The organism is Spirosoma taeanense, assembly GCF_013127955.1.
In the GTDB taxonomy this organism is placed as follows: Bacteria; Bacteroidota; Bacteroidia; order Cytophagales; family Spirosomataceae; genus Spirosoma; species Spirosoma taeanense.
Genome location: NZ_CP053435.1, coordinates 701,368 through 722,572 on the forward strand (window position 1 = coordinate 701,368; position 21,205 = coordinate 722,572).

Consider the following 21,205-nt stretch of genomic DNA (forward strand, 5'->3'; position numbering starts at 1 on the left):
TCATGACGCCGGGGGCGGTATGTACCTTCGTTAACCTCTTTACTGCCAAATCTTTAGCCGATGCAACGACTATTCCTACTCCCCGCCTTTATGTATGCGTTGACCAGTTCGCTGTTCAGCCTGGCGCAAAGCAAGCCCACTCCCGGCAACGTACCTCCAGTGGTTACTTCTGAAACGGCGAAAGCCGGTACACCGGCTACTTACAAGGGGCGTCAGCTCATAGTGGGCAGCGGGGGCGGAGCTACGGGTTTTTCAACGACGTATTTTTTGCTGGACGACGGTCGACTGTTTGGAAAGCGCAGCCGCGATACGGTCTTTACGTCTATCGGCCGGCAGAAAGCGACTGATACTAAGCGTCTGTTCATGACGGCCGAAACCCGGTGCAGGATCAAAACTACCCGGTTCGACAACCCCGGTAATCTCTACAAGTTCGTGCAGTGGCAGAAAGGCAAACAGGCCTACAAGGTAACCTGGGGTGATCCGGGCAAATCGGTGCCTACGTCCTATCCCGCCTTCTACAACTCGTTCATGGCTCTAATCCCCGCTTCGGCGCGGTTGAAATAAACCCTTCCTGGTATGAAAGCATCTTTCCTTTTGCTAACTCTTTTGACGACTGCCACGGCGCTGGGGCAGCAGTCGTCACCGTCCGGCTTTGCGCGCAAGCATAAAACGGGCCTTCCTTCCGAAGGACTCGCCGAGCGGCTGGGAGCGAAGATAGTGCCTGTCCCAACGGATAAGACTGCTCCCCGGACACTTCTGGCTACCGGTGGAGCGCGGCTGTCGGTTGAGCCGTTACGATTGCGAGTGGTGCGCGACTCCACCACGGGTTTGCCGGTTTATATCGAGCGAAAGCTTAGCCAGCGTGCTGCCGCCGAAGCCTTAAAAAATCGGGGTGCCCGAGTGTCGGCAACTGCGGCTGCTTCGGCAACGTATCAGTTCATCGGACAGGTGCGGGGTATGCTTAAACTGGATAAGCCCGAATCGAGTCTGGCCATTACCCGCACCGAAACCGATGACCTCGGCCAGACGCACGTACGGCTGATGCAGACTCACCGGGGCCTACCGGTTTATGGGTCTGAACTGGTCGCGCACCTGACCGGCACCGAGGTAACACTGCTGAACGGGCGTTACCGACCCGTGCCTGCTGACCTGGTAAAAACGCCTAAACTGGCTCTGGCCGAAGCGTCAGCGCGGGCGTTTACCGATGTTCGAAAGACATCGCGCGTCCGAACATTCGGCGATAACCTGCTGAACATGAGTCCGTCGGAGGGCGAGTTGTGCGTTTTTCCGACGAAACAGGGTGCCCGGCTGGCCTATCAGCTTACCGTCCGGCCGAATCTGCTCGAACGCTGGGAGTATATGATTGATGCACTGACCGGCGAGATTCTGGACAAATACAACCACACCTGTTCGTTTACGGGCCTGATCAAATCGTCGGCAAAAGACCTCCACGGCACCACGCGCTCGTTCCAGACCTATCAGCAGGATACGAAGTATTATCTGATCGACGCTACCCGGCCCATGTTCAACGCCACGAACTCAAAAATGCCGAACGACCCGGTAGGAGCTATCTGGACGACAGACGCCCGCAACAGCCGGAGCGACTCGATGCAAGTGTTTCAAATCAGTTCGGCCAATAATACCGACTGGTCGCCCACGGCGGTTTCGGCGCACTACAGTGCCGGACTGGCTTACGACTATTACCGGACTACGTTTAATCGCAACGGTCTCAACGGAAACGGCGGAACAATCATCTCCGTTGTTAACGTAACCGACGAGGACGGTAAAGGCCTAGACAACGCGTACTGGAACGGAAAAATCATGGCCTACGGAAACGGTCGGCTCCTGAAACCGTTTGCCGGCGCCCTCGATATAGCTGGCCACGAAATGACCCACGGCGTTATCCAGAACACGGCCAATCTCCAGTACAAAGACCAGTCCGGCGCAATTAACGAGTCGATGGCCGACGTTTTCGGGGTGATGATCGACCGCGACGACTGGGGCGTGGGCGAAGATATTGCCACGACGAAGCTGTTTCCGTCGGGGGTTGTGCGGAACATGGCCAACCCCAATCAGGGCGGGAAAGCCAATGATCCGAATGGCTACCAGCCCGCTACCATGGCGCAGTACGTTACCACTACGGAAGACAATGGCGGTGTCCATATCAACAGCGGCATTGCCAACTTTGCCTTTTATAAATTCGCGACGGCGGTTGGGAAAGAAAAGGCCGAGAAAGTCTATTACCGCGCGCTGACTACCTATCTGGTGCGCACCTCGCAGTTTCTGGATCTGCGGCTGGCCGTCATCAAAGCCACGGCTGACCTGTTCGGAACGCCCGGCGCGGAAGTGACGGCTGCCCAGAAGGCGTTTGATGCCGTTGGTATTATGGAAGATACCCAGACGCCCCCCGACGAAAAACCCGAAATTCCGGTGGCTTCGGGGCAGGATCTTCTCTTGCTGACCGATGTAGAGGAATCGAAGCTTTACTCGACCAACGTGAACGTCAAACCGGCGAAGTTCGATCCGAAAACCAACTCAGCGCTCCTCCACCGGCCGAGCGTAACCGACGACGGGCAGCTTGCCTTTTACGTCTCTGCCGACAAGCGCATCCGGGCCGTTAATCTGACCGGCGTCGCATCCGAAACGATCGTTTCCAACGAAACCATCTGGGACAACGTAGCGATCTCGAAAGACGGCAGCCGGTTAGCCGCCCTGACGGCCGACAAAGACGGCTCAATGTACATCTATAGTTTTGCCAAAAAGAAGTGGGCGAAGTTCAAACTCTATAATCCGACCTATACGGAAGGCGTCTCAACGGGTGAAGTAGAGTATGCCGACTCGTTTGAGTGGGACTTTTCGGGCCAATACGTCGTGTATGACGCCTTCAATGCCCTGAACAACCCGAATGGCGACGCCATCAATTACTGGGACGTAGGCTTCATCAACGTCTGGGATAACAAAGCAGGTGATTTTGCCAAAGGCAACATCGAGAAGCTGTTTGCCAATCTGGATGAGGGCGAAAGCGTAGGCAATCCGTCGTTCGCCAAAAACTCGTCGAATATCATCGCGTTCGATTACTTCAACGAAAGTGAAGACATCTATTACGTCGTGGCTACAGACCTGAGCAAGGGCGATCTGAAAGGCGTGTACCGGAACAATACGCTGGGCTTCCCGAGCTATTCAAGACTGGATAATAAACTCGTATTCAATACCGAATCGGACGATGGAGAGGAAGTGTCTGGGATTAATCTGGGGGCCGATAAACTGTCGCCAGCGGGTGAGGCAACGGTGCTGTACACGGGCGCAAAATGGCCAGTCTGGTACACCCAGGCTACCCGTGCCCTGCCGACAAAAGCGGCCCAGACCATTACGTTCGACGCTATTGACGACCGTTACACGAACCAGGGCGACCTGCTCCTGCGAGCAAGCTGTTCGTCGAACCTGCCGGTTAGCTTCGTTGTCCGCAGCGGTCCGGCTACGCTGAGCGGCAACACCCTGAAGTTTACCGGAGCGGGAACCGTAACGGTGCGGGCCTATCAGGACGGTAATAATCAGTTCTATGCCGCTACGCCGGTGGATCAGTCCTTTACCATACTGACCGTAACGGCCCTCGAACCAACCTGGACCGATGTCCTGCTGACTTATCCGAATCCCGCCAGCACGACGCTCACGGTGGAGCTGCCCAGTTCGCAAACCATCGAATCGTTGACGTTACGTACGAGCAGCGGAGCCGTGGCTGCTCAGTCCACCGGCCTCAACCACCAGCGTCAGGTTACGCTCGATGTCAGCCAGTTGCCAAAGGGGCTGTACCTGCTGCAGATTCAGACGCCTGGCGGTACAGCAACCCGGAAAATTCTGAAAGAGTAAGTTGACAGGCCCGCGCCGAAACCTGATTCCGGCGCGGGCCTGTATTATTTCGTGGTGATAGCGATAAGCCTCTGCTTTTTATCGACGTCGACCCGGCGAATAGTATTCGGCGAAAGTGCGCTGACTTCGGCTTTGCTGGCTTCTTTGCCATTGATCATAAACCGCTTTACGTCGTTCAGCACCGATGCGTCATTGGCTGGAACCGGGGGCGGTGGCGGAGGGCCTACTGCTCTGATCGATTCTTCATCAGGACCGTCAAGCTGGAAATTAATTGGAAGATTATACTGCACATTTACCGCGCGGCCATTCTGAGTGCCAGGTTGCCAGCGAGGCATGGCTTTCAGGACGCGAACGGCCTCTTCGTCAGCTCCGTAACCAATTCCTTTTAAAACCTTTACGTTCGCAACATCGCCTTCTTTAGTGACAACAAACTGGAGGAATACCCGGCCCTGCACGTTCGCTTTTTGAGCCGCTTCCGGATAACGGATGTTTGCCCCCAGAAATTGATAAAGCTTTTCTATACCTCCCGTAAATTCCGGCTGGTTCTCGACAACGGTAAAGATTTCACCTTCTACACTCGCGGCTATTCGGGCCGATGCCTCCGACGAGGTTCGTTCAGATGCGGTTTGAAGCGGCTCGCGGTCGGGTTGGGTGCAGAGGGTTAGCAGGCTGGCCAGGGGTAGCACGAGGGCATAGCCAAGCAGCGCCCGGCGTTTGGACTGGGTTTTCTGGAGCATAACGATTCTTTGTTTTAGGGTTGAAACAGACACAAAAGGCGTTGTCAGAGCCGCCGAGGGAACGTTGAGCGCGTAGGCGACCAACTGGCGGGCATAGTCCGGGCGTGAAACTGATTGCGCAACCGCCCGGTCGGCGAGATATTCATGCACTTCCTGCAACGAGCGTTTATACAGCCACAGCACTGGATTGAACCAGAACGCGGCCCGCAGCATCTCCACAAACAGGATATCAAGGGTATGGCGCTGGCGAATGTGGATTTCTTCGTGCCGTAGCAAAGCATCGGGGCGGGTCAGAGCATCCGACTGGTTCAGCACCAGATACCGACCGAAGGAAAACGAGGGTGTTCGATCGTCCGAAAGTTCAACGAGGGTGTACAACCGGTATCGCTCGCGCCGACCAGAGTTGATAAGCCGGAAAATGGCCCACAGCTGCAGGCCCAGCCGCGCCAACATAACCCCGGCTCCGCCCAGGTACAGCAGCCAGAGCCAGTGGTTCATAAGCAGCGCGTCAGACGGCGCAGGCGCGTGACCGCCGACGACAAAGGTCGATAAGGTGATCGTGCCAACGGGCAGTGACTCGGCCGTTCCGTTCGGTAGTCTGACCAACGGCAGCCCTAATGACAGCACAACCGATGCCAGCAGGTAAGCCCGGTTCAGGCCGAAGAACGTGTTTCGGCGCAGCAGCAGCCAGTAACAGCCGTAAAACAGCACCAGATACAGACTGGCCGTCAGGAGATAGGAGAGGGCGGTCATTGGTCTTTTTGGTTATTAAGAAGTTTGATGATTTCGTCGGCTTCAGACAGGCTGATGTTTTTCTCCTGCACAAAAAAGGAGACCAGCTTCTTGAGCGAATTGTCGAAGTAGTTGGACATTAATTGCTCGGTCTGGAACCGGCGATACTGCTCCTCCGTAATGAGCGGAAAGTATTCGTGCGTTTTTCCATAGGCGGTGTAACCAACCAACCCTTTTTTCTCCAGAATCCGGACGATGGTCGAGACGGTATTATAGGCCGGTTTCGGCTCGGGTAATTCGGCCAGCACGTCTTTAACAAAGCCTTTCTGAAGCTGCCAGAGCACCCGCATGATCTCTTCTTCGGCTTTGGTGAGTTCGCGTAACTGCATGGTTTGGACGTAATGAAAATTGAGTTCAGAAAGGTATGACTAATAATTTAGTTTTACAACTAATATTTTAGTTATTATGTTTTTAGAAAAAGCCGCACTTTAGTCCGGCATTACGTACACACGAAAAAATTATGATAATCAGGCTATGGCTCTGCGTAAAGGCGTACTGCGTCGGAGATTATTTCTTTAAATCTTTGTAGCTAATCAATTGAATCCCTTTGGCTTTGATGAGATCCCGAATGCGCATATTCGCTCAGACATCTGTTTAGCTTTAACAGTCTGAGGAATCTGCTCAGAACAATGGTATGAAGGACCTTCTGTTGGAGCATATAAGATTTAGCGAAAAGCTGGGCGGTTGATCAATGCATGTCTTTTAAATTCAGCGCGTACAGACCGGCAAACAGAATACTAAAGAAAACACCGAATGATGTGTGCAGGGCACTGAAACCGGCAAGTGCAACTGGCAGGGCAAGACCGGCCAAGACCCCGGCTACGTAAACCCAGAAGCCCAGCTTACGCAGCCGGAACATGAGCGCTGCCCCGATGAGCGTCAGTAAGCCGTAAATGAACTGCGCAATTGACAGTGACCGGATCTGTTCGGGATCACCGGGCATAGGGCCATCGCTGGATGAACGGTCTTCAAAGTATTGTTTGGGAAGTTTCTTTTGCTGCTCTGGCGTATAGGAGCGCTGGATATAGGACGTCTGCGCGACGTCGTTGGTCTGTACAAACGACACGATGGCGTCGGTCAGGCTCCAGGCGCAGCTTAAGAACGTAAGAATACACAGCAGGGTCAGGAATTGGGAACGCATAAGAAACCAGGATGAATGGAGAGCCTCCGTTATTCAACCGCCGAAGTTAGAATTAAAAGGGCGGACCGTCTGTCCACCCTTCCGGAAAACCTTATTTTCGTGCCAGAGTTTCTCTAAAAACAACGAACTCCCTACAAGCATGACCTTACAAGAACTAACTGACCAGATTCGGACCAAAGCCACGCACGCCGATAGCCTCAACGCCACGGCTAAAATCGTAACCGATCAGGGTGTAGTGTACATTGATGCCAAACAATCGCCCGCTGTGGTTTCGAACGATGATAAACCGGCTGACTGCGATCTTTACGTCAGTATAAACGACCTCGTTCGTATGGGCACCGGCGATCTGAACCCCATGATGGCGTTCATGTCGGGCAAGCTCAAGGTGAAAGGCGATATGGGCATTGCTATGAAAATGGGTCAGGTAATGGCCTAGAACAACCAGACAAAAGGCGGTTAAATGGGCGAAGGCCCGGTGTTGTGCGGAATAAGTTAATGCTTAACTTCGCTTCATACCGGGCTTTTGTGGAATTATACGGATTTTATATAACTTTTTTTACTTTTCCTGCCTATGACCCCGCTCTCGAAGGATTCTCGCCGAAAGTTTTTAAAACAGGGTGCCCTGGCCGTTGTTGCAGCCGCCACTGGAAGTTTTACGATTGTTCCGCGCCACGTATTGGGCGGCAAACGGCCCGATGGCTCACCCGTTATTGCCCCGTCCGATAAGTTGAATATTGCGGCTGTTGGCTGTGGTGGCAAAGCCGACGTGAACATCCGGCATGCGTTCAACAACGGCTCCGACAATATTGTGGCCCTCTGCGACGTAGACGACCGGCAGTCGAAAAAATACCGGACTCAGTTTCCCAACGCTCCTTATTTTCAGGATTACCGCGAACTGCTCGACAAAGCAGGTAAAACGTTCGACGCGGTCATTGTGAGCACACCCGACCATATGCACGCGCCTATTGCGATGGCAGCTATGCAGCTCGGCAAGCACGTTTACGTCGAAAAGCCACTAACCCACGACATCTATGAGGCCCGGATGCTAACCGAAGCCGCCCGCAAATACAAGGTTGTTACGCAGATGGGTAACCAGGGGAGTTCGGGCGACGCCACGCGGATTATCGAAAAAGCGATTCAGGATAAGCTCATCGGGCACGTTCATACCGTCTATTGCTGGACCAACCGCCCCGTATGGCCGCAGGGCGTTCAGTCGCCAAAAGACAAAGGCGAATCGCAGCCCGTACCGCCGGAAGTGAACTGGCCCCTCTGGCTCGGTACGGCCCCCGCCCGTCCGTATCATGAAGCCTATATGCCAACCCGCTGGCGCGGATACTGGGATTTTGGTACCGGTGCGTTGGGCGATATGGGGTGCCATTTTATCGATGTTCCGTTCCGGGCGCTCAGACTCAAATACCCAACCTCCGTCGAATGCAGTGTGGGCTCGGTCTATTCCGATTTCTTTAAAGAAGCGTTCTATGACGACGTATGCCCTCCATCGTCGGTTATCCACCTGACGTTTCCATCCGAGGACCGGAAGGTGAAAGAAATCAAGTTCTCGTGGTTCGATGGCGGCATCCGCCCGCAATTGCCCGAAGGGATTGAGTACAGCGATGTATTCCGGGATGAGAATGGCGGAATGCTGTTTATCGGCACTAAAGGTATGCTGACGGGCGGGCTGTTTGGCAACGATCCAAAGCTGCTGCCTGCTAGTAAGTTTGCCGATAAAGCTCTGCCCGCCCCCGAAAAGCCGCTGGTAGAAGGCAAAACCGAGGGTCACCAGCAGCAATGGGTAAAAGCCTGTAAGCAGGGCCACGGTGCCTATACGTCCTCGCCCTTTGAAGAAGCCGGTCCGCTCACCGAAACCGTGCTGATGGGTAATCTAGCTACGCGCTCGTATCTGGCGCGCGAAGACGGCAAATTCCCCGGTCGCAAAAAGCTCCTCTGGGATGGCGAGACAATGCGGATAACCAATTTTGACTACGCTAACCAGTTCGTAAAGCGGCAGTACAATGGTGGCTATACGTTATAAATGCGATTGAGGGCGTGGGAACCGCCCTCAACTGTTACTTCTTGCTTTGCAGTGGCCTCCCCTTACCTTAACGGTATTCCTGACCTATCATGAACAATTGGCCGCAATCGATCCTTCTGCTGCTGGGCAGTTGCCTGCTGATGTTGCATGTATCGGCCCAGCCGGTTGTCAGGCTGGCCTCTGCCAGTGATGGGGTATCGCTGGAAGGCCATCTGGTTTATTTTCAGGATTCTACCCATATCCGCACCGTATCCGACGTGCTGCAACCGAAAATTCAGGCTGCCTTTTCCTCCGTTACTACCCCCGTCCCCAACTTTGGGTATGTTACAGGACTTGAAGCAGCCAATCCGGTCTGGTTACGTTTTCGGGTGCAGAACGCTGACCCGCAGCCACAGACCTGGCTTACGGAGATCGACTTCTGGTGCTTCGACGAACTTCAGCTTTTTGTGGTTGATGGTCAGAATCGAGTCTTATCTGCCTCGCCGGTCATTGGCTGGAAAACGCCCGTTAACGAGCGGCTTCGGCAGCATCGTCACTATTGGTTTCCCTTTACGCTGGGGGGCCGGCAGAACGTAACGGTGTACCTGCGGATGCTCAAACGGCGCGGAACGCAGATTGTGCCCATCAAACTTATTCGTGAATCGGTTTATGAATCGGTCGTCCAGCGGGGGTATCTGTTCTGGGGCGGGGTACTGTTTACGTTGTCGTTCGTGGCAATCGTGAGCCTGTTCTTTTTTCTGGCTACGTTCGATCGCATTTATTCAAAATATATCCTTTGTCTGTTTGGTCTGCTGGGCTTCTTCTTTATCAACGATGGTTTTATGAACCAGTTTGCCTTTGAGACGCAATTCTGGCTGCCTAGGCAAAACGTTTATTTTCTGTTCCCACTGATTCTGTTTTATTCTCAACTGCTGTTTGTTCGCTCGTTTCTGACCCTGCGCCATACGCCTTCCTACCGCTGGCATACCGCCGGGACGGTAGTGCTGTGGTGCGGAGGGTTCTGTCTGCTGGCGTTGACCGCCGAATGGTTCTGGCCCCTGACGCCAACGGCCGAGCTGGTGCTCATGCGCATTTTTTCGGTATTCTACTGGTTCCCGATGCCGGTTATTGTCGCCTACATTGTTGTTAGTATTGTTCGCGGATATCACGTTCGGGAGGCCTGGTTGTATTTGGTGGCGGTGTCGCCGTTCTACGCGCTGAATCTTGGCCAGGTGTTTGCTAACTTCCGAATAATCCCAACCTATGAACCCGTTGCTGATTTTACATATTACGGCATGGCAGCTCTGTTCGAAGTGCTCGCTCTGACGTTTGGACTGGCTTACCGCTACAAGCTGGACCGCGACCAGACGGAACGGCTCATGCAGGAGCGCACCCGGCAGCAGCAGCGGACCTATGAAGCAGAAGTCCAGACGCTGGCCATGAAAAACAGTCTGCTCGTTGAAAAAGAACGGATTGCCCGGGATCTGCACGATAACGTAGGGGCACATCTGGCCTTTGTAGTCACCAATCTGACGCACATCAGCGATCAGGCCGAAAAGCACCCAGTCAGCAATGGGCGGGAGTGGGCCGGGCAGTTACGAACCATCGTTACACATACGCGCGAAGCCGTAAAGCTTCTGCGCGAGACGATCTGGGCGATCCATCAGGAGAGCTTTACCGTTGAGGAATTTTCCGAGCGCTTAAATCAGTATATCAACCGTTACGTCCACGAAGCGGATGGTTTACACGTAGATGTCGTGGTAACGGGCTCACAAACTCAGCGGCTCACCTCGGCGCAGGTCCTGAATCTGTTCCGGATTGTGCAGGAAGCGCTGAACAACGTTATGAAACATGCACGCGCTACTACGGCGACGGTGCAATTAGGCGTTCAGTCCGGTGGTCATATCACCCTGCGAATTCGCGACAATGGACGGGGCTTCACCTGGGCTAACGGCGCTATGCACGAAAACCATTATGGACTGCAGAATATGCAGGCCCGTGCCCGCGAGCTGGGCGGCACATTCCGCGTTTTTGCCGAAGACGGAACAACCGTAGAGGTAGAAGTTTAAAGGAAGCATACAATGGTTAATCAACCTAAAACACAAGCGGGAATCGTGTAGAACGATTCCCGCTAATGCAGCAGTACAGAAGGAAGGTTTAATCGTATCACTGACAAGTAGATTAATAAGGTATGGATTAGTAAAAAGGTTGATTAAGTAGATTTTTGGTATGGAGTATTGGTTTGTTAGTATAAAAAATACGAATTATTAAAATATTTCTCTAAAAAGGGGGGTAGTTCGTACGGAAACAAATTACTTTTAACCGCTTCCTGAATTATTGCCGTATCAAAACAAACTTATTTTTGGCAAGGAGTCATACTCCTTAAGGAGTAATTTTTAAGACCCCTGAAAATTGTTTGCCGTTTACACAATATCTATGTAACTGCCTAATTAACAGCTCTTAAATTTTGTTACCCGAAATTGACTTATGATCCGTTACGCCCATGGGTCCGGTTGGTCGTTTGCTATTGTGTACACTGCTGGGATTACTTGGCCATCTGCAGAATAGCCGGGCTTCAACGCCCGTTATTCAACTTTCAGATACTACCCAACAGATCTCATTTGAAGAGGGATTGTATGTGCTCAATGATCCGCTCAACCAGTTATCAGTTCAGGATCTGGTCAGAGAATCCCGGAGCTATCAATTCGAAGCTGTAAATACGCCCATTAGCCTGGTGAACCATCAGACGATCTGGCTACGGTTTACGGCCGAAAATGTCGAGAGCGGCTCATTGCCTATGTTACTGGAAATCGATTACCCATACCTGGAGACCGTTAGCGCGTACGTCATTAGTCAGCGAGGCCCTGAGTTGGTGGTTCCCGAACTGGGCTGGCGAATTCCAGCCATAAAACGCCCTTACGTGCATCGGAATTTCGTGTTACCTATCAGCTTCCCGGGCCGCCAGTCCGTAGAGGTATACGTGCGGATTCGCCGTGAGGCAGGTATGTTGGTGATACCGGTCCGGCTTTGGCAACCGGAAGCCTTCCGGTTACACGATCTGAATGAAACAATGATCTGGGGCCTGATTGTTGGCTGGCTTCTGTTTGCGGTTGGTTTCAGCTTGTTTGTATTTGCTGTACACCGGCAGAATATTTACTTATTCTATAGCTTCTACATCCTGGTTCAGTCGGGCGCGTTGCTTAGCACGGCCGGGCTGCTGGAAAACCTATATTTTAATGCCGATTGGGGCATTGGCGGGAATCATACCCGTCAAATTCTTATGCTGCTGAGCGCTGGAAGTAATTTTTTGTTCGTACGTTCCTTTGTAACTATCAAAAAGAGCGAGACGGGCTGGTACAGCCGCTGGAGCCGATTCACGCTGCTGGCGTGGGGAGGGCTGGCTGGCGTCGTTGGCGTCTTTGGTTTATTTACCGGAACAATTGATACGACAGCCGAACAGACTGCCTTCGAGATTTTGGTTGGCCTGATTCGTCTGGTCTATGCCCTTATCCTGTTCCTAACGCTCAGTACGGTTATTAAAGGACTGCGTTTACAGGAAAGCGTTTCGGTAGCTCAGCTTTATCTGCTGGCATTTACCCCCTTGCTGCTGATTAGCCTGGAGCAATTTTTAGGCTGGCTCATGCCCAATGAGAATTATACCCATATCCGGATCAACGATTATATTTTTGCCGTCGTATTTGAAACCGTCGTTCTGCTATTTGGTCTGATTTACCGCTTTAAAACGTATCGCGATGAGCGCGAAAACGCGCTCCGGCAACAAAACCAGCTTGCCCTGCAGGCCCAACAGACCGAGCGCGCCCGCCTGGCCCGGGAGCTTCACGATGGGGTGGGGCCTGAACTGGCCGTGCTGAAAATGCAGCTGGAGATTGAATCAGACCAGAATGGGGCAGTGCCCCGACCGCAGCTTAAGCGCTTTATTGAGGATGTCGACCGGATTAGCCGTGATATTCGGGATGTGTCGCATGCGCTCATGCCTGCCGACCTGCGAGCGCAAGGCCTGGTCCTGAGTCTGGAACAGTTAGTCGCCCAACTAACGGCAGTACAGTCTGGCGCTGAAATTAATTTTACGCACGGAGACATCGGGCAAATGACAGCCGTTGTCGAGCAGACGGTCTATCAAATGACTAAAGAGCTCCTGAACAACATGTTCAAACACGCCCATGCATCATTGATTGATATAGAACTATACCGCCAGAATGGCAATCTTCTGCTGACAATCGCTGACAACGGCGTTGGCTATGATCCCGCAATTGTAGAGCGGGTCGAAGGCATCGGGCTGCGTAATATTCAGACCAGCGCAGAGGCCTTGCAGGGCGAATTCGAGATCCGCCGTAAACCGACCGGAGGAATGCTTCACCGGATTACGCTACCGGTTTGAGGTTACCCTTCAATCCACACTGTTTTTACGTTGACGAATTCTTTCAGGCCGATCTCCGACAGTTCGCGTCCGAAACCTGATTGCTTAATGCCGCCGAAGGGCACCCGGGCATCGGACCGCATCAGGCCGTTGACAAATACAGAGCCAACCTGTAACTGGCGCGCCAGTCGGTCTGCTTTAGCTATATCCTCTGTCCAGATAGCCGAGCCCAGGCCAAAGTCGGACAGGTTGGCCAGCCGAACGGCGTCGGATTCGTTTTTAGCTTCAATTAGAACGGCCAGGGGCCCAAAGGTTTCTTCGTCATAAGCTGGCATTCCGGGTTTCACTTTGTGGAGCAGCATCGGCTGCACATTGCACCCGTCTCGGTTACCGCCGGTGAGCAGTTTCGCTCCCTTGGCAACCGATTGACGGCATTGTCGTTCAATGGAATCCGCCAGGTCGAGCCGGGCCATAGGCCCCATGGTTGTGTCATCGTCGGTTGGGTCGCCCTGCCGGATCTGTTCAATATAGTGCAGCACAAGTTCGGTGAAGGGTTTCTTAACGGCCTTTTCAACAATAAACCGTTTGGCGGCAATGCAGCTCTGGCCTGCATTCTGCATACGGGACCGGACGGCGGTCTCGGCGGCTTTTTCCAGATCAGCATCGGCCAACACAAGCAACGCATCCGAACCCCCCAGCTCCAGGACCGATTTTTTAATCTGACTGCCGGCAATCGTCGCCACGGAAGCCCCGGCCCGACTGCTGCCCGTAAGCGTAACGGCTTTCACCCGTCGGTCTTTCAACAGACCATCAACGGGCGCAACGTCAATCAACAGCGACTGGAAAACGCCTTCCGGTAAGCCGCAGGTCCGGAAGACCTCATCAATCGCTAACGCACAGCCAAATACGTTGGGAGCATGTTTGAGCAGGCCAACATTACCGGCGATCAGTCCCGGTATAGCAAATCGGAAAACCTGCCAGAATGGGAAGTTCCAGGGCATGATGGCCAGCACCGGGCCAAGGGGCTGGTAGGTAATGAAACTGGAGCGCGCTTCGGTCTGGATGGTCTGATCGGCTAAGAACTCAGCTGCGTGATCGGCGTAAAAGTGGCAGGAAAGCGCGCATTTATCAATCTCGGCCACGGCTTCTTTCAGGGTTTTCCCCATCTCAGACGTGATCAGCGCGCCAAGCTGCTGGTTGTTGGCTGTCAGGTGCTCGCCAACCCGGCGTAATGCATCCAGGCGCTCCTGAAGCGACAAAGCCGACCAGTCGGCAAAGGCCCGGTCGGCTTGTTTAAGTTTTCGCTCAATGACGGCTGGACTGTCGGCGCGGTAGGTTTTTAACTTCTTCTGGTTGTAAGGATTGATAGACGAAAACATAACGATGGACGGCTTCCGATAGGCGATGCGAAGTGTTTTCCTTTCTCGTAAACCGGTTTTTCGCGCTACTGTTCGTCTTTCTCCAGTTCGGTCACGAGTTCGACCATTGTATCAATGACCAGTTCCATCCGGTCGTGGCCAACAATAGCATCGAACCGGTCACGGCCTTCCTGCATGCAGTCGCGCAGGGCTATAAATAGCTCTTTTCCCCGTTCGTTCAGGAAAATAACGCTCGACCGCGAGTCGGTTGGGTTCTTTTCTATGTGAATATACCCATCGGTTTCCAGCAGGCTGACAAGTTTACTCATCATCTGCTTCGTTACGCAGGCGCGTTTAGCCAGTTCGTTATTCGTAATGCCTCCTTCGTCAATATGCGCCAGGACCATCAGATAACTCATCTTGAAGTTTGTGTAACCCAGCGCGTGCAGACGAGGCTCAACGAAATTATCCATGTACCGCTTTAGCCGCCACAACAACCGGCCTATTGACCGACCCCGGATAGCTCGGAACTGGTTAAAATCAAAGTTCTTTTTGTCTGTTTCCACGATCATACTGGCAAAGTATAAAAAAACCGGAACAATTTTTTAGAGAAACTTTGACAAATATAGTCAACCTGTTTGACTTTATAGTCAACTCAGTTTACTTTTGTTCGATAATAGTCAAAAAGGTTGACTATGAAATTTGTTCTATCACAAACCCCAGTTTTCCCTTTCGATAGATACGTGTATGGCAACGGTAATGACTAAGGAAGAAATAACAGACACAGAGGAAAAAAGCGGCTTACGGACGTATTTGCCCCGGATCATTATTGGCCTGGTGCTACTGGTCGGCGGCTACTTTGGCTACCAGGCGTTTCGGCATAGCCAACAGTATGAAACGACTGATAATGCGCAGATTGAGGGAAATTCTGCCCCGGTGCTGGCTCGTGTAGCAGGTTATGTGCAGTCGGTTAGTGTTGACGATTATGCGAACGTTAAAAAAGGCCAGTTACTGGTAACGATCGATCCGCAGGAATACGACGTAGCACTAGCCCAGGCTGAAGCCGATTATCAGCAGTCGCTGGCTGATCTGGAAAACGCCCGGGCCGATTTGCAGAACGCTCAGGCCAGCGCCCGCAACGTAGCGCAGAATCTGCGTGTTGCCCAATCCAACGCCGACGTACAGGCATCCCGGCGTGATAAGGCACAAAATGATTTGAAACGGGATCAAAATTTATACCGGGAACAATCCCTGACCCAGAAACAACTGGAAGATTCGCGGAGTGCAGCCGACGTACAGACGCGGCAGTATACCGCTAATGTTGAGCAGATTAGCCTTGCCCGCACCTCGCAGGGAATTGCGCAGGCGGGTATCGCCAAAGCGCAGGCGAACATCCAGAAGATTCAGGCCGTGCTGAAAGTGAAGCAGGCTGCCATCGATAATGCTAAGCTACGGGTTGGTTATGCCCGCCTGACCGCCCCGATTGATGGAAAAATCGGCCGGAAAAACGTAGTGGTTGGCCAGTACGTACAGCCCGGTCAGAACCTCTTCACCATCGTGGCCGACTCGACGTTCTGGGTCGTTGCCAACTTCAAGGAAACGCAGCTGGAGAAGATGCACCTTGGCCAGCTGGTAGACATCAAGCTCGATGCCTATCCTGACCTTGACATCAAAGGCCGGATCGCTTCGCTTTCTGAAGCAACGGGTGCCCGGTTTGCGCTGCTGCCGCCGGACAACGCATCGGGGAACTTCGTGAAAATTACCCAGCGGGTGCCGGTTAAAATCGAGATCCAGAACCCGGAGAAATACAGAAATCAACTCCGCGCGGGGTTGAGCGTTGAGGCTGAAGTGCGCGTAGCTGATTAACGAAAAGCGGGGAGGGGCGGAGCAGGCCATGAAACTCACTTCCGACTGCTTATCGTCTTTGTCGCCGTTCTTTTCTTTCTCCTTTAATTATGGCAACTCAAACCATGAGCCCACCGGCCCCACCGATGGGGCTGCGCCGGTGGGCTGTAGTCGTTACGGCCATTTCGGCGGCTATTATTGAATTAATTGACACATCCATTGTGAACGTCGGCCTGACCGACATCGCTGGTAATCTCGGCGTTACGATTGAGGATGTGGCCTGGGTGGTAACCTCATACGCCATTGCCAACGTCATCGTCATTCCCATGACGGGATTTCTGCAGCGGTACTTCGGCCGGAAAAATTATTACATCGGCTCCATTATTCTGTTTACGGTAGCGTCCTACGGGTGCGGGTTGTCCGACAGTTTGTGGATGCTGATTCTGTTCCGCTTTTTGCAGGGCGTTGGGGGAGGGGCCTTGCTGTCAACGTCGCAGGGCCTGATGTTCGACGCTTTTCCACCTGCCCAGCGTCCTGTGGCGTCAGCTCTGTTTGGGATGGGGATTGTCCTGGGTCCTACGCTCGGTCCTACGCTGGGAGGCTATATCATTGACAACTACCACTGGAGCTGGATGTTCTATATCAACGTGCCGATTGGTATTCTGGCGGTCTTCATGAGTTCGACCTTTATCGACAAAAAAGAAGATGAGATCAACATTAACCGGCGGGCCATCCATATCGACCAGATTGGTATTCTGCTGCTGGCCGTAGGTATCGGTAGTTTACAGTACGTATTGGAGCGGGGCGAAGCCGACGACTGGTTCGATAGCAAAACGATTCTCTGGCTATCGGTGGCGGCCATTATTGCCATCCCTCTGTTCGTCTGGTGGGAACTGAGAGGCACCCGAGAGCCGGTGGTTGATCTGCGGACACTAAAAAACCGCAACCTGACCATCGGGTCGATTCTGATTGTGGTCGTCGGTTACGGACTGTTTACGTCTGTATTGCTCTTTCCGCTGTTTGCCCAGCGGATTGTGGGGCTGACGGCGACCAAGACCGGACAACTGCTTATTCCCGGTGGTCTGGTAACCCTGCCGATGTTTGCTATCGTGGGCCGGATGCTGGCGAAGGGAGTTTCGCCCCGGCTGATTGTCGCGCTGGGGTACGTAGCGTTCGGGTCGTTCTGCTTCATGATGTCGACCTACAACGCCGATGCGTCGTCGGGAGATTTTATTCAGGCGCTCATCATCCGCGGAATTGGTCTGGCGCTGGTGAATGTGCCGCTCATTAACCAGTCGGTTTCGACGCTGGAACCGCGTCAGCTCCCCACGGGTATTGCCATCGTCAACATGATGCGGCAGATTGGCGGAGCGTTCGGTGTAGCGATCACAAATACCTATGTTACGCAACGCACGGCCGTGCACCGTAGCGATCTGGTGTCTAACCTCCAGCCGGGCGACATGATTACGACTGAGCGAATCACTGCGCTGACCCAGGGGCTGGTCGCCCGTGGCATGAACGCCTTCGATGCGGTTTCGGGCGCTTATAAAACCCTGGATGCCATTATTTCGCGGCAGGCGCTGATGCTGGCTTACCTCGATACGTTCCAGTTAGCGGGTATGTTCTTTGTGGTGACCTCACCGCTCCTGCTACTCCTGAAACGCAAAAAAGTAGATGCCGCTACGGCCAAGGCTATCGCCGATGCCGCTCACTGATACTGGGTCCGGACAGCTTCCGGCAGCCTAGGCCGGAGATTATTCGGGCTACTAACACCTGATCAACTATGAAACCAACAGTATTAATAATTGCCAGTTTGTTTGCCGCCGGTACCGTACAGGCGCAGAATCAGGCCATACAGGTGCCGGACGATCTGCGCGCTCTGGTTCAGCAGGCCAATGCCAATTACTCGGTGCTGAAACAACAGCAGCAGCAAATCCAGGCTGGCGACCTGCGCGTTGATATTGCCCGTTCGGCCATGAAGCCAAACGTAAACGGTAACGCATCGTACCAATACCTGACGCCGGTTGCCAAAGCTACCCTGCCGGTAGATGGGGTAAACCGCACTATTCAGTTTCAGCCCAATCATAATGTCAATGCCTACGTAGGCGTTGGACAGACTATCTACGACTGGGGACGGACCAACGCGGCCGTTCAGCAGGCCACCGGCAACGCGCAGATTCTTCGGCGGAGTCTGGAAATTACGCAGCAGAACCTGGCGTATCAGGTGGCGGCTGCCTACTACAGCATCGGGTTTTTGCAACAGAGTCTGGCCGTGCAGGATTCGGTCATAAAAACGGCGGGCGCGAACGTCCGGCTGCTGGCAACGCGGCTGCAAAACGGCGATGCGCTCGAATACGACGTGCTGACCCAGCAGGTTCGGGTGAAAACGGCGCAGAACCGCCGGGTCGAAATTCAGAATCAGCTGGAGCGGCAAATCGCCCTTCTGACGTACCTGACCGGCAATCTGAACCCGACCGTTGCGGGTGCGGCCAGTCAGTTCAATCTGGAAATGGCGGGCCGTAACATAACCACACAGCCGTATAATCTGGATGGCGATCTGCAATCGGTTGTGGCGGGTAATAAAGAGGTGCAACTGGCGCAGGATCGTGTTCGGCAGGCCGAAACTGACGTATTGATTAATCAACTGACGGGGCGGCCAAGTCTGAGCTTTTCGGGCTCGGCGGGCTATCGCAACGGCTATCTGCCTGAAATCAATACGCCTAAGTTCAACGTAGCGGCTGGCGTAGCACTCAGCGTGCCCATCTACGCCGGAAAACGTTATCAGCTTCAGAACCAGGCGGCTCAACTCAACCTGAACGCGAGCCGCTACGCCGTCGAGAATACCAACGCGCAGCTGCGCCAGAACATCGCTCAGCTAAACGCCGACATTCGCAGCAACCAGACGCGGCTGGCCAATCTCGAAACGCAGGTGCAACAGGCCCGGAAAGCGCTACAGATTGCCAACGCCCGGCTGCGTAATGGGGTCATTACGAATGTTGAACTGCAAAGCGCCGAAACTGGTGTAGAGGAAGCCGAACTGGGCCGACTGAATTTTCAGTATCAGCTGCTGCTGAATCAACTGGAACTGAAGCGACTTTTAGGCGAAACACTTTTTTAAACTGGCCCGCAGAACAACAAAGATGCTTTTGCGAACTAGGGCGTGTTGACAATCAAGCTAATAAAATCAAAGCCGAAGACAGATAAATGAATCCAGCAAAACTCACGGCCGTCTTCTCATAGCGAGTAGCGACCCGCCGGTATTGCTTGAGCTTGTTGAAATAGCGTTCCACTTGGTTGCGCTCTTTGTACAAGTTTTCGTCAATCTGTCGATCTGCCAGTCGATTCTTTTTGGATGGTATCACCACTTGCGTATGGGACTCTGTTAACCAATCAATCAATTCGTTGGCATCATAGCCTCGGTCCGCTAACACCGCATCTGTTTCATAACCAGTCAATAAACCCTTCGCCTGGGTAATATCCGCTCGCTGTCCGACGCTGAGAATAAGCCGCATAGGATTGCCTAAGGCGTCAACAACGGCATGAATCTTAGTCGTCCAGCCGCCCACCGATTGACCTAAGCACTCGCTGGCAGGATCGCTTTTTTTTGACCAGCTGCATGCTGGTGCGCCCGCACCGTCGTGGAGTCAATCATTAGCCAATCTAAGTCCGGTTCCTGCAACTCGTCAAAAACAGTTTTCCATACACCTGCTTTAGCCCAGCGTCGAAAGCGTTGGTAGACCGAGTTCCAGGGCCCGAACCGCTCGGGTAAATCCCGCCAAGGGGCACCCGAGCGGGCGATCCAGATTACCGCATTGATAAATAGTCTATTATCGACGGCTGAACGGCCCACATGACCGACTTTGCCGGGTAGTAAGTGGGCGATTTGTTGCCATTGTTGGTCCGTAATCTCGTAGCGACGCATGGCACAAAATTCCCAATCATTCCTATATTTACCTAATTGTCAACACGCCCTAATAACTTTCAGGAGCAGACGTTAGGAAATTGATATCGAACAACAGAGCCGTAGAGCAAACAACTATGATGAAAGAACGCGTTATAGAAATTCTCAAAAACTTTGGCATCTCGGAGACCGCCATCACCGACGACGTAAACTTTGTCCGGGACCTGGGCATGGACAGCCTCGATACGGTGGATTTAATAATGCAACTGGAACAGGAATTTGGCGTCCGGATTCCCGATGAAGACTATTCGAAGCTGACCACACTGCAGGGCGTTCTGCAGTACCTGAGATATGAGCAGCAGGTAACCGTGAATGCTTAATAAACAACAGTGGAGCTGAACGACTCAGGGTCATCAGCTCCACTTCGTTAGTAAACCAAACCTACACCGCCATACTAACTAGCGCGGTGCCCCTGAGCACTGGAACCACATCGTACAGATCGTGTTGCAGGCAGTAGGTGATGTCTTTCTGAATGCCGAGCCGCTGCAACCGCCGGATGTGCGATGCGTTGGCCATGTAGCTCACCAGATTGTTTTTCCCGTCGCAGTAGAGCCGATTGGCCATAATGGCGCTGTCTTCGGCCATGGCGAACCCGTCTTTCAGCCGGTCAACCAGCGCCCCGGCAAATAGCGTATCTTCCAGGTTCACCCGTCCTTTCCAGCCCGCGCAGAGTACCAGCACGTCGTACGGCTCCGTTTTGAGGTAGCGCGCAATTGCGTCCAGATTTAGAAACGATCCGACCAGCACTTTCACGGCGTTACGTGAGCGCGTAATGGCCAATGTTCCGTTGGTAGTGGTCATGGCTATGTTGGCACCCCGAATCCGATCGTCCATATACGTAAACGGCGAATTGTCGAGTTCAAAGCCATCGACTCTGCGGGCATTCCGCTCGGCAGCGGCCAGATACCCCCGTTCCTGCCAGACGCGGCACTCATCAATCGTCGCTACGGGAATGATAGAAGCTACACCGTGCGCAAAGGCTGTAACCATGCACGAAGTCGCCCGGAAGACATCGGCGACAACGACAATAGTGTTCTCAGTCGTGTGCAAATGCAGCAGGTCGGGCGTTAAGCAAACGTCAATTTGTTTCATACAAGGCCGTCTGATGGAGATTC

General features: G+C 53.2%; 17 protein-coding genes. 10 read left to right on the forward strand and 7 right to left on the reverse strand.

Annotated features, from left to right (window positions below; genetic code table 11):
* The first annotated feature begins 60 nt into the window (after positions 1-60).
* Together HNV11_RS03055 and HNV11_RS03060 are read left to right on the forward strand one after the other, a co-directional pair.
* Positions 61-564, forward strand: a complete 504-nt coding sequence (locus tag HNV11_RS03055) for an FAD-binding oxidoreductase (RefSeq protein WP_240163734.1) — start codon at positions 61-63, stop codon at positions 562-564.
* Positions 565-576: 12 nt separating this feature from the next.
* Positions 577-3,867: a M4 family metallopeptidase gene (locus HNV11_RS03060; protein WP_171738255.1), complete on the forward strand. Its 3,291-nt coding sequence runs from the start codon at positions 577-579 to the stop codon at positions 3,865-3,867.
* Between the two features lie 44 nt (positions 3,868-3,911).
* Here the strand turns inward: HNV11_RS03060 and HNV11_RS03065 are convergent, their stop codons facing one another.
* The 3 genes from HNV11_RS03065 to HNV11_RS03075 form a co-directional block, all read right to left on the reverse strand.
* Positions 3,912-5,357 carry a M56 family metallopeptidase gene (locus HNV11_RS03065; RefSeq protein ID WP_171738256.1) on the reverse strand — a complete coding sequence of 482 codons (1,446 nt, stop codon included), beginning with the start codon at positions 5,355-5,357 and terminating at the stop codon, positions 3,912-3,914.
* Positions 5,354-5,725, reverse strand: coding sequence for a BlaI/MecI/CopY family transcriptional regulator (locus HNV11_RS03070; protein WP_171738257.1), 372 nt, complete (start codon positions 5,723-5,725; stop codon positions 5,354-5,356). The genes HNV11_RS03065 and HNV11_RS03070 overlap by 4 nt, the downstream gene beginning before the upstream one ends.
* Before the next feature lie 359 nt (positions 5,726-6,084).
* Complete coding sequence (locus tag HNV11_RS03075; RefSeq protein WP_171738258.1) at positions 6,085-6,537, reverse strand: hypothetical protein; 453 nt, start codon at positions 6,535-6,537, stop codon at positions 6,085-6,087.
* A 139-nt stretch (positions 6,538-6,676) separates the two neighbouring features.
* Between HNV11_RS03075 and HNV11_RS03080 the strand changes: the two genes are divergently transcribed.
* From HNV11_RS03080 to HNV11_RS03095, 4 genes are all read left to right on the forward strand, one after another.
* On the forward strand, positions 6,677-6,973 hold the full coding sequence (locus HNV11_RS03080) for an SCP2 sterol-binding domain-containing protein (protein ID WP_171738259.1): 297 nt from the start codon (positions 6,677-6,679) through the stop codon (positions 6,971-6,973).
* Between the two features lie 135 nt (positions 6,974-7,108).
* Positions 7,109-8,569 carry a Gfo/Idh/MocA family protein gene (locus tag HNV11_RS03085; protein ID WP_171738260.1) on the forward strand — a complete coding sequence of 487 codons (1,461 nt, stop codon included), beginning with the start codon at positions 7,109-7,111 and terminating at the stop codon, positions 8,567-8,569.
* Between the two features lie 89 nt (positions 8,570-8,658).
* Positions 8,659-10,617 (forward strand): sensor histidine kinase, encoded by a 1,959-nt coding sequence (locus HNV11_RS03090; protein WP_171738261.1) that lies wholly within the window; start codon positions 8,659-8,661, stop codon positions 10,615-10,617.
* Positions 10,618-11,051: 434 nt separating this feature from the next.
* On the forward strand, positions 11,052-12,947 hold the full coding sequence (locus tag HNV11_RS03095; RefSeq protein WP_171738262.1) for a sensor histidine kinase: 1,896 nt from the start codon (positions 11,052-11,054) through the stop codon (positions 12,945-12,947).
* 2 nt (positions 12,948-12,949) lie between these two features.
* Here the strand turns inward: HNV11_RS03095 and HNV11_RS03100 are convergent, their stop codons facing one another.
* Both HNV11_RS03100 and HNV11_RS03105 read right to left on the reverse strand, forming a co-directional pair.
* A complete protein-coding gene (locus HNV11_RS03100; protein ID WP_171738263.1) occupies positions 12,950-14,305 on the reverse strand; it encodes an NAD-dependent succinate-semialdehyde dehydrogenase in 1,356 nt (451 codons plus the stop codon).
* Positions 14,306-14,370: 65 nt separating this feature from the next.
* Entirely contained in the window at positions 14,371-14,856 is a 486-nt protein-coding gene (locus HNV11_RS03105; RefSeq protein WP_171738264.1) for a MarR family winged helix-turn-helix transcriptional regulator, read from the reverse strand.
* Between the two features lie 175 nt (positions 14,857-15,031).
* Here HNV11_RS03105 and HNV11_RS03110 point away from each other — a divergent pair, with 175 nt between their 5' ends.
* The 3 genes from HNV11_RS03110 (at position 15,032) to HNV11_RS03120 (ending at position 19,247) form a co-directional block, all read left to right on the forward strand.
* Positions 15,032-16,150: an HlyD family secretion protein gene (locus HNV11_RS03110; protein WP_171738265.1), complete on the forward strand. Its 1,119-nt coding sequence runs from the start codon at positions 15,032-15,034 to the stop codon at positions 16,148-16,150.
* An 89-nt stretch (positions 16,151-16,239) separates the two neighbouring features.
* Complete coding sequence (locus HNV11_RS03115) at positions 16,240-17,844, forward strand: DHA2 family efflux MFS transporter permease subunit (protein WP_171738266.1); 1,605 nt, start codon at positions 16,240-16,242, stop codon at positions 17,842-17,844.
* A gap of 68 nt (positions 17,845-17,912) precedes the next feature.
* Positions 17,913-19,247, forward strand: a complete 1,335-nt coding sequence (locus tag HNV11_RS03120) for a TolC family protein (RefSeq protein WP_171738267.1) — start codon at positions 17,913-17,915, stop codon at positions 19,245-19,247.
* Positions 19,248-19,299: 52 nt separating this feature from the next.
* Here HNV11_RS03120 and HNV11_RS03125 read toward each other — a convergent pair.
* A protein-coding gene (locus HNV11_RS03125) for an IS5 family transposase (protein ID WP_171738033.1) occupies positions 19,300-20,051 on the reverse strand; the annotation gives its coding sequence in 2 pieces (ribosomal slippage) (positions 19,300-19,736 and positions 19,736-20,051; 753 coding nt in all).
* A 119-nt stretch (positions 20,052-20,170) separates the two neighbouring features.
* Between HNV11_RS03125 and acpP the strand changes: the two genes are divergently transcribed.
* Positions 20,171-20,410 (forward strand): acyl carrier protein, encoded by a 240-nt coding sequence (acpP, locus tag HNV11_RS03130; protein ID WP_171742048.1) that lies wholly within the window; start codon positions 20,171-20,173, stop codon positions 20,408-20,410.
* A gap of 61 nt (positions 20,411-20,471) precedes the next feature.
* Here the strand turns inward: acpP and HNV11_RS03135 are convergent, their stop codons facing one another.
* Positions 20,472-21,182 (reverse strand): 2-phosphosulfolactate phosphatase, encoded by a 711-nt coding sequence (locus HNV11_RS03135; RefSeq protein ID WP_171738268.1) that lies wholly within the window; start codon positions 21,180-21,182, stop codon positions 20,472-20,474.
* Positions 21,183-21,205 lie beyond the last annotated feature (23 nt).